Source organism: Streptomyces angustmyceticus, assembly GCF_040701845.1.
GTDB lineage: Bacteria > Actinomycetota > Actinomycetes > Streptomycetales > Streptomycetaceae > Streptomyces > Streptomyces angustmyceticus_A.
The window spans coordinates 91,175-104,945 of record NZ_JBFBHQ010000026.1; the positions used below are offsets into that span (position 1 = coordinate 91,175).

The 13,771-nt window shown below is 71.4% G+C and carries 13 protein-coding genes; 10 read left to right on the top strand and 3 right to left on the bottom strand.

All coding sequences use genetic code 11. The features are described from left to right. The first annotated feature begins 60 nt into the window (after positions 1–60). The 3 genes from AB0411_RS32065 to AB0411_RS32075 are packed head-to-tail and all read left to right on the top strand — an operon-like array spanning position 61 to position 3,276. On the top strand, positions 61–1,917 hold the full coding sequence (locus AB0411_RS32065) for a hypothetical protein (RefSeq protein WP_366420776.1): 1,857 nt from the start codon (positions 61–63) through the stop codon (positions 1,915–1,917). Beyond that, positions 1,904–2,278, top strand: a complete 375-nt coding sequence (locus tag AB0411_RS32070) for a hypothetical protein (protein ID WP_366420777.1) — start codon at positions 1,904–1,906, stop codon at positions 2,276–2,278. The genes AB0411_RS32065 and AB0411_RS32070 overlap by 14 nt, the downstream gene beginning before the upstream one ends. 2 nt (positions 2,279–2,280) lie before the next feature. Continuing rightward, complete coding sequence (locus AB0411_RS32075) at positions 2,281–3,276, top strand: hypothetical protein (RefSeq protein WP_366420778.1); 996 nt, start codon at positions 2,281–2,283, stop codon at positions 3,274–3,276. 41 nt (positions 3,277–3,317) lie between these two features. Here AB0411_RS32075 and AB0411_RS32080 read toward each other — a convergent pair whose 3' ends face one another. Together AB0411_RS32080 and AB0411_RS32085 are read right to left on the bottom strand one after the other, a co-directional pair. Next, complete coding sequence (locus AB0411_RS32080) at positions 3,318–3,527, bottom strand: DUF5988 family protein (protein ID WP_366420779.1); 210 nt, start codon at positions 3,525–3,527, stop codon at positions 3,318–3,320. 202 nt (positions 3,528–3,729) lie between these two features. Beyond that, positions 3,730–4,536, bottom strand: a complete 807-nt coding sequence (locus AB0411_RS32085) for a hypothetical protein (protein ID WP_366420780.1) — start codon at positions 4,534–4,536, stop codon at positions 3,730–3,732. Between the two features lie 214 nt (positions 4,537–4,750). Here AB0411_RS32085 and AB0411_RS32090 point away from each other — a divergent pair, with 214 nt between their 5' ends. The 6 genes from AB0411_RS32090 to AB0411_RS32115 are packed head-to-tail and all read left to right on the top strand — an operon-like array spanning position 4,751 to position 12,115. Then, complete coding sequence (locus AB0411_RS32090; protein ID WP_366420781.1) at positions 4,751–6,259, top strand: aldehyde dehydrogenase family protein; 1,509 nt, start codon at positions 4,751–4,753, stop codon at positions 6,257–6,259. Positions 6,260–6,318: 59 nt separating this feature from the next. After that, positions 6,319–7,860 carry a GMC family oxidoreductase gene (locus AB0411_RS32095; protein ID WP_366420782.1) on the top strand — a complete coding sequence of 514 codons (1,542 nt, stop codon included), beginning with the start codon at positions 6,319–6,321 and terminating at the stop codon, positions 7,858–7,860. Then, entirely contained in the window at positions 7,860–8,984 is a 1,125-nt protein-coding gene (locus AB0411_RS32100; RefSeq protein WP_366420783.1) for a quaternary amine ABC transporter ATP-binding protein, read from the top strand. The genes AB0411_RS32095 and AB0411_RS32100 overlap by 1 nt, the downstream gene beginning before the upstream one ends. Next, positions 8,984–9,154, top strand: a complete 171-nt coding sequence (locus tag AB0411_RS32105) for a hypothetical protein (protein WP_366420784.1) — start codon at positions 8,984–8,986, stop codon at positions 9,152–9,154. The genes AB0411_RS32100 and AB0411_RS32105 overlap by 1 nt, the downstream gene beginning before the upstream one ends. Continuing rightward, entirely contained in the window at positions 9,151–11,148 is a 1,998-nt protein-coding gene (locus AB0411_RS32110; protein ID WP_366420785.1) for an ABC transporter permease, read from the top strand. Before AB0411_RS32105 ends, AB0411_RS32110 begins: the two co-directional genes overlap by 4 nt. A gap of 1 nt (position 11,149) precedes the next feature. Continuing rightward, positions 11,150–12,115, top strand: a complete 966-nt coding sequence (locus AB0411_RS32115; RefSeq protein WP_366420786.1) for an ABC transporter substrate-binding protein — start codon at positions 11,150–11,152, stop codon at positions 12,113–12,115. A gap of 91 nt (positions 12,116–12,206) precedes the next feature. Here AB0411_RS32115 and AB0411_RS32120 read toward each other — a convergent pair whose 3' ends face one another. Then, on the bottom strand, positions 12,207–12,677 hold the full coding sequence (locus AB0411_RS32120) for a hypothetical protein (RefSeq protein WP_366420787.1): 471 nt from the start codon (positions 12,675–12,677) through the stop codon (positions 12,207–12,209). Positions 12,678–12,904: 227 nt separating this feature from the next. On the opposite strand from AB0411_RS32120, the gene AB0411_RS32125 reads away from it, so the two are divergent. Next, positions 12,905–13,633, top strand: coding sequence for a hypothetical protein (locus AB0411_RS32125; RefSeq protein WP_366420788.1), 729 nt, complete (start codon positions 12,905–12,907; stop codon positions 13,631–13,633). Positions 13,634–13,771 lie beyond the last annotated feature (138 nt).

The following is a 13,771-nucleotide window of genomic DNA, read 5'->3' on the forward strand; positions in this document are numbered from 1 at the left end:
AGCTCGTCCGCCCAACAGGCCCGCGGAAGTGACTCGTTGGTGTGGTGATGGGGGAAGCCGATGACTCGGACGGATGTGCCTGCCCAGCCCGGTGATCCAGGCGGTTCGCAGCGGTTACGGAAGGAGGCCGGCGGCTCCCCGCCCCCGGCGCAGCTTCCCCCCACCCCGCCGGGCGCCAGCGAGGCCACCCGGCTGCTGTGCGCCGGCACGTACATGGACGACGCCTTCCGTGACGCGGTCATCGACGAGCTGTACGTCCACGAGCAGCGGTTCGCCGCGCCCTCCCTGGGCATCGACGCCGCCCGCGTCCTCGCCCACGCCCTGCGCGCCCGGCGTCTCCAACTCGGATGGGCTGCGGGCATCCTGGGGCTGTGGTTCGTCGCCCTGCCGCTGACCTCCGGTCTCGCGGTGTTCTACCTCTTCCCCGTCGTCCTCATGGCGCTGGGCCGTCTGGTCCGCCGGGCGCCGGTCCCGCGCTGGATGGCCATGGCGGCCGCCTTCGTCCTGCGCTGGTACGGACGGCTGGCGCTGACCCTGTTCTGCCTGTCGCTGCTGTTCCTGGCGTTCGGCGGGATCGATCTCGTGAGCCCGGACTGGCTGTTCTCGCCGTTCCCGGACGCCCTCAACCCCCTGACGGGCGGCTCCTCGGACGGCTACGGCTCGGCCTACGGCAGCGCGCCGTGGGACGGCCTCGGCCAGGGAGCGGGGTCCTCGTACCTCGGGAGCGGCGGGCAGGGCGGCGCCCTGGTGCGGGTGTGGATCACGCTGCTGCTGCCGCTGGGCGTGGCCGTGCTGGTCGGCCTGCAGCGCGGGCAGTTCGCCCGGGTGCTGGCGCGCGAGCTGTCCCGGGAGCGCTTCCCCGACGTCATGTCCGACCCCGCCGAACGGTCCGAGGGCTACCGCTTCCGGCGGCTGCGGGACCGGGTGCGGATCGAGCAGCACGGGCCGCTGGTGATGTACCGGGCGGCCGATCCGTTCTGCGGCGCCGGCTACCCGTACAAGACCTGGTCGCTGTCGGTGGAGCTGAACCCCCGGGAGGACCGGGAGGCCGAGCCGTTGGACAACGGCGCCATCCTGGCCCGGATCGTGCCGCTGGTGGCGGCGCTGCGGGTGCCGTCCCCGCACGGTTCGCCCGAGGTGGCGGCCGCGGTGCGCGACCGGCTGCGCGCGATGGAGATCGACGAGTGCGTGTTCCTGCCGGCCGAGGGGCTGCCGAGCCGGGAGGCGGCGCCGTACGCACCGGAGGCGTTCGAGCAGCACCGCGCGCGGGCGGTGGAGGAGGGCGGCGAGACCCGCAGGCACTTCCTGCGCATCCGGGTCGGCGGCTGGAACGAGGGCGTGGTGACCACGCTGTTCGTCCGGGTGCACACGCAGGGCGGGATGCTGATGCTGGAGGTCGCGCCGCATGTGCTGTGGCCGCTGCGGCAGCTCTTCCAGGACGCCGACCGGATCGCCCACCAGTACCGCCACCATCACCACTTCGGCAAGGCGGTGTGGGCGCTCGCCCGCACGCCCCGCTCCGTGGGGCACGCCCTCGTCACCCTGGCGAGCGGCCTGTTGTCGGCCTGGCGGCTGGCCACCGCGGGACACGGCGCGGCGCTGCCCGAGGGCCCCGGCGCCTCCGTGCGCGAGCTGGGCTCCTACGGGGAGTCCTCGCTCTTCCAGGACATGGACGCCGCCCGCTATCTGAAGACCATTCAGCAGCGGGTGGCGGCCGGGGTGACCACGGCACTGCGCGAGGCCGGCTACCAGACCGACGAGTTCGAGCAGCGGATCGTGCATGTCGCCGAGGGCGGCGTCTATGTCGAGTCCGCCCAGGGGGCCGTCGGCATCGGCGACCACAACACGATCACCCACCACTCCGGCCCCCGGCGCGGCGGCGAGGCGAAGGGAAGTAGCAAGCGTGGCAACGGCTGACGGCCGCGGCAACGGCATCCACATCGGCAGCGTCCGGGGTGCCTTCGCCATCGGCGACCACAACACGGTGACCCACCACGAAGGCCCGGCCGCGCCCGCCGCGGACCCGGCGCAGGAGGAACTGCTGCGCGCCGTCCGCGCCCTGCGCGACGACCTGTCCCGGGCGGTGGAGAGCCCGCAGATCACGGCCCTGAGCGGGGAACTCGCCGAGACCGAGGCGGAGATCGCGGACAGCGGGGCGGCGGGCGCCGGCCGGCTGGCCCGGCTGCGTACGGCGCTTGCGGACGCCGGCGCCGTGGTGGGCCTGCTGGCCTCCGGCACGGCGGTGAGCCAGGCGGTCGCGGCCCTGGTGGGAGGCTGACGATGAAGCGCGGCGGCCAGGCCCGCTGGAACGACGAGACCCAGAGCTGGGAGGACGGCACCCCGCCGCCGGCGCCCTACACGGGCCCGATGCCGCCGCGGCCGGCCTTCGCGCCGTCGGCGGGCGGTACGCCGACCGGTGCCGTCCCCCGGCCCGCCACCGAACCCCCGTCCGCCGCCTCCCCGCCCGCCACCGACCCGCCGCCCGCGCCCGGCCCGCCCTTCGGCCCCGCACGCGGCACCGACCCGCACTCAGCCGTCCCCGAGCCTGCCGCGGACTGGTTCCACGACCCCGGCACGTACGACCCCGGCACGTACGCCGAGCCCGTAACCGGTGTCCGGCGCCGCAGCACGGGGCTGGTCGCCGGTGCGGCGGTGGCCGTGATCGCGGCGGCCGTCGGCGGCGGCTATCTGCTGTGGGGCCACTCCGGCGACGACCCGGCCGCCGCGCGTCCCGCGGCCCGCACCAAGACCTCCGCCGCTGACCACACGACCACCGCCGCACCCACCGGCGCCACGGCCACCACGTCCCCCGGCCCCCTCTCCACCGAAATCCCCAGCGGCTACCGCCTCGTCCACGACACCAAGGGCTTCACCCTCGCGGTGCCCCGCCCCTGGAAGCGCAGCGAGCGCAGGACCGGGGTCTTCTACACCTCGCCGGACGACCGCCGGCTGGTGCAGATCTTCGAGATCAGCGAACCCGACACCACCCCGTACGAGGCGTTGGAGACGGCGTCGCGGGGACTGTCGGGCAACCCCGGCTACAAGGAAATAAGCCTCGGGCCGCTGGGCTTCCCCGGACCGGGCACCGACGCCACCCAACTGGTCTACGCCTATGACAGCGAGCGTCTCGGCGAGCGCGTCAAGGTCGTCGACTGTGCCTTCACCGTCGGCGACGGCCGCCAGTTCGCGGTACTCGTCCTGGGCCCCGAGGCCGACTGGCCGGACCAGGAGTGGATGCAGCAGAACATGCTGCGGAGCTTCGTACCCGGCAGCTGAGTGCGCGCTGCTCGGCCGGGCCCGGCCCTCGGGGGCGGTCCCTACCCGGGCAGCTCCGTGCGCTCCCACCACTCGTAGACGGGCAGGGGTCCCTCGGCGGTGTGCTTCTGCCGGCTGGTGGCCCGGAAGTGCTCGTAGCCGTTCCGGAACGGGATCTTGAGCTCGCCCCCGGGCGGATCGACCGGCACGATCCGCTCGGGAAGCTCCTCGGGACCGCCTTCGAGCACCGCTTTCACCGCTGTGTCAGCCATGCCTGCATTCTCGTCCGCCCCACCGCCCCCGGCCCCTCCGGTTCGGCAGCGCGGGTGACGCCGCCGGGCGGTCGCCGGCGCCAGTCGCGGGGGAATTCTCCGGTGGAACGGGCGGTTCGTCCGACGGTCGCCGTGCCGCTCCTCCCCGCCGCCGCGCGGGCGCGCTACGCAGGTGCGAACGGTTACGTACCGTGGCCGCGGGTCAGGTGCCCTGCGACCCCTTCATCAGGTCGTCCAGCGCCGAGATGTCGGCCGTCTCGCCGGGGGCGGGGGTCTTGGTGGACACCGGGGTGTCGTAGTTGCTCAGGAGGATGGTGCCGGTCTCGTGGTCGACCTCGGCGGTGAGTTTGCGGGGGTAGTGCTTGCCGTCGATGGCCACGTAGAGGGTCTGGACGGCGCCGTGGGCCTTCTTGACGACCGGGAGGACGCGGGTGCCGTCCTCGGTGGTCGGCCGGCCCTTGGTGAGGGAGACGGAGTGCGAGGGGGAGGGGGTGCCGGACGAGGGCTTCTTGGAGCCCGTGGCCGAGCGCTGGAACGCCTTGAGGTCGCAGGCGGCGGTCACGCCCCGGAGGAACGCGTTCTTGGTGGTGCCGTGCAGGTAGGTGTCCTTGTACCTCGACGCGGCGTCGTCGCCCTTCTTCCCGGGGAACTGGGTCTTCCAGAAGGCCGCGTCCGGCTTCATCCAGACCTGGTCGCCGCGCTTGACGAGGTCGACGCGGCCGAACTCGCCCTTGCTGACGGCGCCGGTGCAGTTGCCGGCGCGGTCGAGGGTGAGGTCGAGCTTGGTGGGATCGGCACTGGTCTCGGTGCGCAACCGCAGGGACTGCGCGGCGAGCAGTTGCCGGAGGGACTCGTCGGAGATCTGCTGGGCCGATTTGTCCGCGAGGTCGCCTTCGCCGCCGTCGGAGGCGCCGGCCGCCGCCGCGGCTGGTCCTGCGATCCCGGCGAGCAAGGCGACGCCGCAGGTCAGGGCCGCCGTGGTGGCGGCAGCCCGCCGTCTGCTGGTCATCTCGGTACCTCCGGTCCCGAGGGGACAGTCCGGCAAGTACATACGGCTATTCAGGGTACGTTCCGGGACATTCCGCCGCACATTCAGTGAGTCGAGTCACTTTCCATGAATGTTTGGGCATAGATACGCGGCTTCAGGGGAGGGGTCCCCGTTGCTGGTGGCACCAGTGGTTGCACCAGTGGGAACGAGATCGGTAACCGGAAGGCAGAACGACGTGTCGTCAATCGAGACCATTCACGTAGACGGGGTGTGGCTCCCGGCCGCATCCGGCGAAACGCGGGAGGTCCTCGACCCCGCCGACGCGACGACGCTCCAGCTGGTCTCCGAGGGCGGTGCGAAGGACGCCGACGCCGCGGTCGAGGCGGCCCGCCGGGCCTTCGACGGTGGGGCGGGCGCCTGGCCCCGTACGGCCGTCGCCGAACGCTCCGCGCTGCTGCGCCGGGTCGCCGACCTGCTGCAGCGCGACCGCGAGGAGATCGCCCTCATCGAGAGCCGGGACACCGGCAAGACGCTGGAGGAGGGCCGGGTCGACGTCGACGACGTCACCAACGCCTTCCGCTACTTCGCCGACCTGGTGATGAACGAGAGCGGCGGCCGGGTCGTGGACGCCGGATCGCCCGATGTGCACAGCATCGTCGTGCACGAGCCGGTCGGTGTCTGTGCGCTCATCACGCCCTGGAACTACCCGCTGCTGCAGGCGAGTTGGAAGATCGCGCCGGCCCTCGCGGCCGGCAACACTTTTGTGATCAAGCCCAGCGAGGTCACCCCGCTGTCGACCGTGCACCTGATCAAGCTGCTGGTCGAGGCCGGACTGCCGGCCGGTGTCGCCAACCTCGTCACCGGCGCGGGCCTGCCGGTCGGCCAGCGGCTGGCCGAGCACCCGGACGTCGACCTGTTCTCCTTCACCGGCGGCCTGGTCAGCGGGACCAAGGCGGGCGCGGCCGCGGTGTCCGGCGCCAAGAAGATCGCGCTGGAGCTGGGCGGCAAGAACCCCAACGTGGTGTTCGCCGACGCCTGCGCCACCGACGAGGGCTTCGACACCGCCGTCGACCAGGCGCTGAACGCGGCCTTCATCCACAGCGGGCAGGTCTGCTCGGCCGGTGCCCGGCTGATCATCGAGGAGTCGGTGCGCGACCGTTTCGTCGCCGAACTCGCCCGCCGCGCCGAGAAGATCAAGCTCGGCCGCGGCACCGAGGACGGCGTCGAGTGCGGCCCGGTCGTCTCCCAGCAGCAGCTCGACAAGGTCGAGGCGTACGTCGCCTCCGCGCTCGCCGAGGGTGCCCAGCTGCGGTGCGGCGGCGCCCGCCCCGAGCCGTCCGACGTCCGCCCGGCCACCGGCTACTTCTACGCACCGACCGTGCTCGACGGCTGCCACCGCGAGATGAAGGTGATCCGCGAGGAGACCTTCGGGCCGATCCTGACGGTGGAGACCTTCACCACCGAGGACGAGGCCGTGGCGCTCGCCAACGACACCGAGTACGGCCTGGCCGGCGCCGTCTTCTCCGGCGACACCGCGCGTGCCCGCCGGGTCGCCGCGAGGCTGCGGCACGGCACGATCTGGATCAACGACTACCACCCCTACCTCCCGCAGGCGGAGTGGGGCGGCTTCGGCAAGTCCGGCATAGGCAGGGAACTGGGCCCCGCAGGTCTGGACGAGTACCGCGAGAGCAAGCACATTTACGAAAACCTCCGGCCGGAGCCGGTGCGCTGGTTCGCGGGCTGACACCCGCCCCTGTCACAGCACCACCCGCACCACGCACGTTGTAAGAAGGAGCACCCCCAATGCCTGTGTATGACTATGTCGTTGTCGGCGGTGGCACCGCCGGTTCCGTCATCGCCTCCCGCCTCACCGAGGACCCGGACGTCACGGTCGCCGTCATCGAGGGCGGTCCCTCCGACATCGACCGCGAGGACGTCCTGACGCTGCGCAAGTGGCTCGGCCTCCTCGGCGGCGACCTCGACTACGAGTACACGACCACCGAGCAGCCGCGCGGCAACTCGCACATCCTGCACAGCCGCGCCAAGGTGCTCGGGGGGTGCTCCTCCCACAACACGCTGATCTCCTTCAAGCCGCTGCCGTCCGACTGGGACGAGTGGGAGGCGGCGGGCGCCACCGGCTGGAACGCCCAGGAGATGGACCCCTACTTCGGCAAGCTGCGCAACAACATCGTGCGGGTGGCCAAGAAGGACCAGAACCAGATCGCCACCGACTGGATCGAGGCCACCAAGACCGCCCTCGGCGTCCCCGAGGTCGTCGGCTTCAACGACCGGCCCTTCGAGGAGGGCGTCGGCTTCTTCGACCTCTCCTACCACCCGGAGAACAACAAGCGCTCCTCCGCCTCCGTCGCCTACCTCCACCCGCACATCGAGGCCGGCGACCGCCCGAACCTCACGCTGATGCTGGAGACCTGGGCGTACAAGCTGGAGCTGGACGGCACGACCGCCAAGGGCGTCCACGTCCGCACGAAGGACGGCGAGGAGGTCTACGTCGAGGCCGCCCGCGAGGTGCTGGTCTGCGCCGGCGCCGTCGACACCCCGCGGCTGCTGATGCACTCCGGCATCGGGCCCCGTAAGGACCTCGAGGCGCTGGGCATGGAGTGCGTGCTCGACCTGCCGGGCGTCGGCGAGAACCTCATCGACCACCCCGAGTCGGTCATCGTCTGGGAGACGAACGGACCGATCCCGGGCAACTCCGCGATGGACTCCGACGCGGGCCTCTTCGTCAAGCGGGACCCGGAGCACAAGGGCCCCGACCTGATGTTCCACTTCTACCAAATCCCGTTCACCGACAACCCCGAGCGGCTGGGCTACGAGCGCCCCGAGCACGGGGTGTCGATGACGCCGAACATCCCCAAGTCGCGCTCCCGCGGCCGGCTCTACCTGACCTCCGCCGACCCCGAGGTCAAGCCCGCCCTCGACTTCAAGTACTTCGAGGACGAGGGCGACTACGACGGCAAGACCCTCGTCGACGGCATCAAGCTGGCCCGCAAGGTCGCCCAGGCCGAGCCGTTCAAGAAGTGGCTCAAGCGGGAGGTCTTCCCCGGCCCCGAGGTCACCGACGACGCGGAGATCAGCGAGCTGGTGCGCAAGGCGGCCCACACCGTCTACCACCCGGCCGGCACCTGCAAGATGGGCGCCGCCGACGACCGGCTCGCCGTCGTCGACCCCGAGCTGAAGATCCGCGGCCTGTCCGGCATCCGCATCGCCGACGCCTCCGTGTTCCCGACGATGCCCGCCGTCAACCCGATGCTGGGCGTGCTCATGGTGGGGGAGAAGTGCGCCGAACTGCTCCACAAGGCTCCGACCCAAGGAGGTGATGCGTGATGGCTACCACCGCCGCCGGCGCATCCGAGATACCCAACGCCCGCACGCCCGAGTCCGCTTCCGCAGCGGACGGCCGCGAGGTCGTCTTCTCCGTCCGTCACCTCTGGAAGGTCTTCGGCCCCAAAGCCGAGCGCATACCCGAGGACACCTCGGTCGCCAAACTGAGCGCCCAGGAGCTGCGCGAGCAGACCGGCTGCGTGGCCGCCGTCCGCGACGTCTCCTTCGACGTCCACAAGGGCGAGGTCTTCGTCGTCATGGGCCTGTCGGGCTCCGGCAAGTCCACCCTCGTGCGGTGCCTGACCCGGCTGATCGAGCCGACCAGCGGTGACGTGGAGATGGACGGCGAGGACGTCCGCGCCATGGACCGCACCGCGCTGCGCGAACTGCGCCGCCGCCGCGCCGCCATGGTCTTCCAGCACTTCGGCCTGCTGCCGCACCGCACCGTCGTCGACAACGTCGCCTACGGCCTGGAGATCCAGGGCATGGGCAAGGCGGAGCGCCGTGAGAAGGCCAACGAGATGGTCGACAAGGTCGGCCTGGCCGGCATGGAGAAGCGCCGTCCCGGCCAGCTCTCCGGCGGTCAGCAGCAGCGCGTCGGCCTGGCCCGTGCGCTCGCCGCCGACCCCGAGATCCTGCTCTTCGACGAGCCGTTCAGCGCGCTCGACCCGCTCATCCGGCGCGACATGCAGGAGGAGGTCGTCCGCCTGCACCGCGAGGAGGGCCGGACGATGGTCTTCATCACCCACGACCTCGCCGAGGCGCTGCGCATCGGCGACCGCATCGCCCTGATGCGCGACGGCGAGATCGTCCAGCTCGGCACCCCCGAGGAGATCGTCGGCTCCCCGGCCGACGACTACGTCCGCGACTTCGTCCGGGACGTCCCGCGCGAGCAGGTGCTGACCGTGCGCCGCGCGATGCGTCCGGCCAAGGACGGCGAGGCCGACGAGGGCCCCGCGCTGGGGCCCGACACCCTGATCTCCGACGCCATCGAGGCGGTCGCCCGCTCCGGCGGTGCGGCCCGCGTCGTCGACGGCGGCCGCTGCCTGGGCATCGTCGACCACGCGTGCCTGCTGAACGTGGTCGCCCGGCTCGACGGTGCGCAGCACGGTGAGGTGGCCGCCTGATGTACGCCGCCACCACCCACCGCGGCGCCGTGCGCGCCGTCGGCTCCAGAGCTCCCGCGGCCACCCCGCGGGCCCGGCTGCGCGCCTGCCTGCTGCGCCACTGGCGCGAGGCCCAGCGCTGCGCCGCCCTGAACATGCCCACCGGCACCGTGAAGCGGGGGCGCGCATGAGCACCACCGCCCCCGCCACCACGCCCCGGCCGCTCGGCGCCGACACCAAGACCGGACCGGTGCAGGCCCTGCTGCGCCGCCGCGGCCTCGCCAAGCTCCTGCTGCTCGCCGTCGTCGCGGCGGTCCTGGTCCCGCTGGTCCACGCCCAGTGGCCCAGCACCCTGTGGCCCTCCGACCTGACCGTCGACCTCTCCGGCCCGCTGGGCAAGGCCAGCGACTGGATCATCGACAACCGCGACAGCCACTGGCTGTTCCTCTACTTCCTCGGTCACCTCAGCAACGCCGTGGTGATCTCCGTACGCGCCGTCTACCTGGTGCTGCTCGCGCTCGGCTGGGCCGGTGTCGTGGCCGGCGCCGCGCTGATCGCCTGGCGGGTCGCGGGCGTGCGGCTCGCGGCCCTGACCGTGGCCTCGTTCGGCCTGTGCGGGCTGCTCGGCATGTGGGTGCCGACGATGCAGACGCTGGCCCTGATGGTCGTGGCCGTCGTCGCCGCCGTCGTGCTCGGCATGCTCATGGGGCTCGCCGCCGGTCTCAGCGACCGGGTCTTCCGCATCCTGCGGCCGGTCCTCGACACCATGCAGGTCCTGCCGGCCTTCTCGTACCTGCTGCCGGTCGCCCTGATCTTCGGCGTCGGCGTCCCCGCGGCGGTCTTCGCCACCGTCATCTACGCCGCCCCGCCGATGGCCCGGCTCACCGCGCTCGGCCTGCGCGGTGCCGACGCCGGCGTGATGGAGGCCGTGACCTCGCTGGGCACCACCGCCCGCCAGCGGCTGTTCTCGGCCCGCCTCCCGCTGGCCCGCAAGGAGCTCCTGCTCGGCCTCAACCAGACGATCATGATGGCGCTGTCCATGGCCGTCATCGCCTCGATGATCGGTGGCGCCGGTCTCGGTGACCGCGTCTACCAGGCGCTCGGCACCGTCGACGTCGGAGCCGCCCTCGCGGCCGGCATCCCGATCGTGCTGCTCGCCGTGGTCCTCGACCGCGTGACGGGCGCCGCCGGTGAGCGCCTCGGCGCGAACGCCGAGGACACCTCGGTGCTGCGCGGCTGGCGCGGCTGGTCCCTGGCCGGCCTCGGGACCGTCGTCGTGGCGCTCGCCGTGCGGTTCGCCGGCCTCCTGGACTGGCCGGCGAGCTGGACGGTGGACATCGTCGAGCCGGTCAACACCGCCAAGGAGTGGATGGTCGACCACCTCTACACCGGCGTGCCCGTCGTCGGCGGCACGGCCGACTGGGCCGCGCACTTCACCACCTGGGTCCTCAACCCGGTCCGCGACGGCCTGCAGGGCCTGCCCTGGTGGTCGGTGCTGCTCGTGGTCGCGGCCCTGGCCTGGCTGATCGGCACCTGGCAGACCGCCCTGACCGCCGTCCTCGCCATGGCCGGCATCGGGGTCCTGGGCGTGTGGGACAAGTCCCTCGACACCCTCGCGCAGGTCCTCGCGGCCGTCGCCGTCACGGTCGTCCTCGGCTTCGCGATCGGTATCGCGACCGCCCGCAGCGCCCGTCTCGAACGGCTGCTGCGCCCGGTGCTCGACATCTTCCAGACGATGCCGCAGTTCGTGTACCTGATCCCGGTCGTCGCCCTCTTCGGCATCGGCCGGGCCCCCGCGGTCGCCGCGGCCGTCGTGTACGCGCTGCCCGCCGTCATCCGCATCACCACGCAGGGCCTGCGCCAGGTCGACGCCGGCGCGATGGAGGCCTCGAGCTCGCTCGGTGCCACCAGCTGGCAGCAGCTGCGGCAGGTCCAGCTCCCGCTGGCCCGCCCCGCGCTGCTGCTCGCCCTGAACCAGGCGGTCGTCCTGGTCCTCGCCGTCGTCGTCATCGGCGCTCTGGTCGGCGGTGGCGCGCTCGGCTACGACGTCGTGTTCGGCATCGCCCAGGGCGACCTGGCGACGGGCATGGTGGGCGGCGTCGCCATCGTCTGCCTCGGTCTGGTGCTGGACCGGGTGACGCAGCCGACGGCCCGCCGCGAATCCGGCTCGACGAAGGGAGCGTGACATGCGAGTGAGCACGCGTGCGGTGAGCACCATGACCGCGGTCGGTGCCCTGCTGGCCCTCTCCGGGTGCGGCGCCGCCGACATGACCAAGCAGGCCTCCCCGTACGCGAACGCGGCGGGCGCCAAGACCGTGACGCTCTCCGTCCAGAGCTGGGTGGGAGCCCAGGCGGACGTGTCGGTCGCCGAGTACCTGCTCAAGCACGAGCTGGGCTACCGCGTCGACCGGGTCCAGATCGACGAGGTCCCGGCCTGGGACGCCCTCAGCCAGGGCCGCGTCGACGCGATCATGGAGGACTGGGGCCACCCGGAGCAGGAACAGCGGTACGTCAAGGACAAGAAGACGATCACCGCCGGCGGTGGTGTCGGCGTGACCGGCCACATCGGCTGGTACGTCCCCACGTACTTCGCGAAGAAGCACCCGGACATCACCAACTGGAAGAACCTCGACAAGTACGCGAAGCAGTTCCGTACCGCGGAGAGCGGCGGCCAGGGGCAGCTGATGGACGGCTCCCCGTCGTACGTCACGAACGACAAGGCGCTCGTGAAGAACCTCGACCTGGACTACAAGGTCGTCTTCGCGGGCTCCGAGGCGGCGCAGATCACCCAGATCAAGCAGTTCGCCAAGGCGAAGAAGCCGTTCCTGACGTACTGGTACAAGCCGCAGTGGCTCTTCGACAAGGTGCCGATGACGGAGGTGAAGCTGCCCGAGTACAAGGAGGGCTGCGACGCCGACCCGAAGAAGATCAAGTGTGGGTACCCGCACACGCCGCTGCAGAAGTACTTCAACTCCAACTTCGCGAAGCACGGCGGCAAGGCCGCGGCCTTCCTGAAGAACTTCAAGTGGAGCCAGGCCGACCAGAACGAGGTCGCCCTCGACATCGCCGACAAGAAGATGTCCCCCGAGGACGCGGCGAAGAAGTGGGTCGAAGGCCACAAGTCGACGTGGCAGGCCTGGCTGCCCAAGTAGCCGGCCCGGCCTGACCCGCCACCCGTGAGGGGGGTGCCGCACCTGGTGCGGCACCCCCCTTTCTCTCTGCGTCACTGCCCCTAGGCGATCGCTACTTGAGCGTGTGGCACGCCTTCTTCGCGACATGCGCCCACTGCACGCAGACGAGCGTGCCCTTGCGGAGCTTCGGTCCTCCGGTCGCCCCCGCCTTGCCCCACTCGACCTCGGCGGCGTTGCCGCGCGGAACCTGGTGGGCCCTGCGCCAGCTCTTGCCGACGTGGGTCGTGCCGCCCGGCTGCTTGTACAGCCAGCGGGCCTTGCCCGCCTTGTACGGGGACCGGGCCGACTGGAGGTAGTTCAGGCCGCGAGAGCCGGAGCCCTTCTTGTTCCAGTAGAAGAAGGAGGCCGAGTACGAGCAGGTCCTGCCGCTGTGCGTGACGCAGCGGACCTCCTGGTGCTTGCTGATCTTCGCGGCCGCGGCCCGGGGCCCGCCCTGGGGCCCGGCGTGGGCCGGCGCCGCGGTCGTGACGGCGAGTGCCGCGGTGGCGCCGACGAGGAGCGCCTTCCCCGTTTGGTTCAACACGTGCTGACTACCTCCGGTGAGCGTGGCGTGTCTGTGTTCCTGCAACCAACTCCCGCAGACAGTAAGGCACTTGACCGCCCGCCGATATTGTACGAAGGGGTGGGACGGACCCCCGGGCCGACGCTCCGCGGAGGGCTCGGCGTTGCCCTTTCGGCCAATAGCGGGGCCTGATCGCGCGCCCTACTGTGAGCGGTGTTCATGACAGACCTGAAAGAGATTGGACGTGTATGGGACTCTCCCGTCGAGTGGTGACGTCGGCGTGTGCGCTCGCCGTCGGTGCCGCTGTCCTGACGCCGGTGCTGGGCAACGAGTCGGCGCAGGCCAGCTCCGTGAACGCGGCCCCGGTCGCCGCGAAGCAGTCCGCCGCGGTCGTCAAGGCCGGTGGCTTCCACTCGAAGAGCGGCACGCTCAACTGCCGCAAGAAGGGCGAGACCGCCTGGATCTGGGACTCGGCGGCCGGTGCCTCGCGGGTGTCGTGGAAGCCCAAGGGCGGTCACCTGGTGTCCCGGGTGTGGCGGCACACGCCCGACGGCATCTCGACGCGTACCGTCCCCACCTGGCGCAAGTCCGTCAAGTGGAAGGTCACGTCGACCTACGGGAACGGCAAGAACCTGAGCAAGGTGTACGGCTACTGCAGCACGCAGGGCTGGCGGGTCGGAAAGGCGTCGGACAAGCTCAGCCAGAAGAAGTCCGGCACCAAGCGCTGCCCCGCGGGCAAGACGGTCTACATCTCCTCCGGCGGCATCGGCAACATCAAGCACCGCTTCAAGTCGACGAGCGGCGGCGCGCTGCACACGCACAACTTCGGCGGCTCCCAGCAGGTCCTGGTGACGGACCGTGCGACGCCGACCGAGATGCGTTCGGTGAAGTGGCGGGTGGAGGCCTGGAGCATCAAGCACAGCATCCCCAATGCCCAGACCGGGCGGGTCACGCTCTCCTGCATCAGCAAGTACTGACATCGCGTGACCGACGAGGTCCTGTCGTCATGCTGCCGCCGTCGCTCCAGGGCGGCGGGGGCGAGGACTGCCGAAGTCCGCGCGAGTTGGGCACTGGAGGACCCACACGCTGAACACAATGGCGCAACAAGATATAAA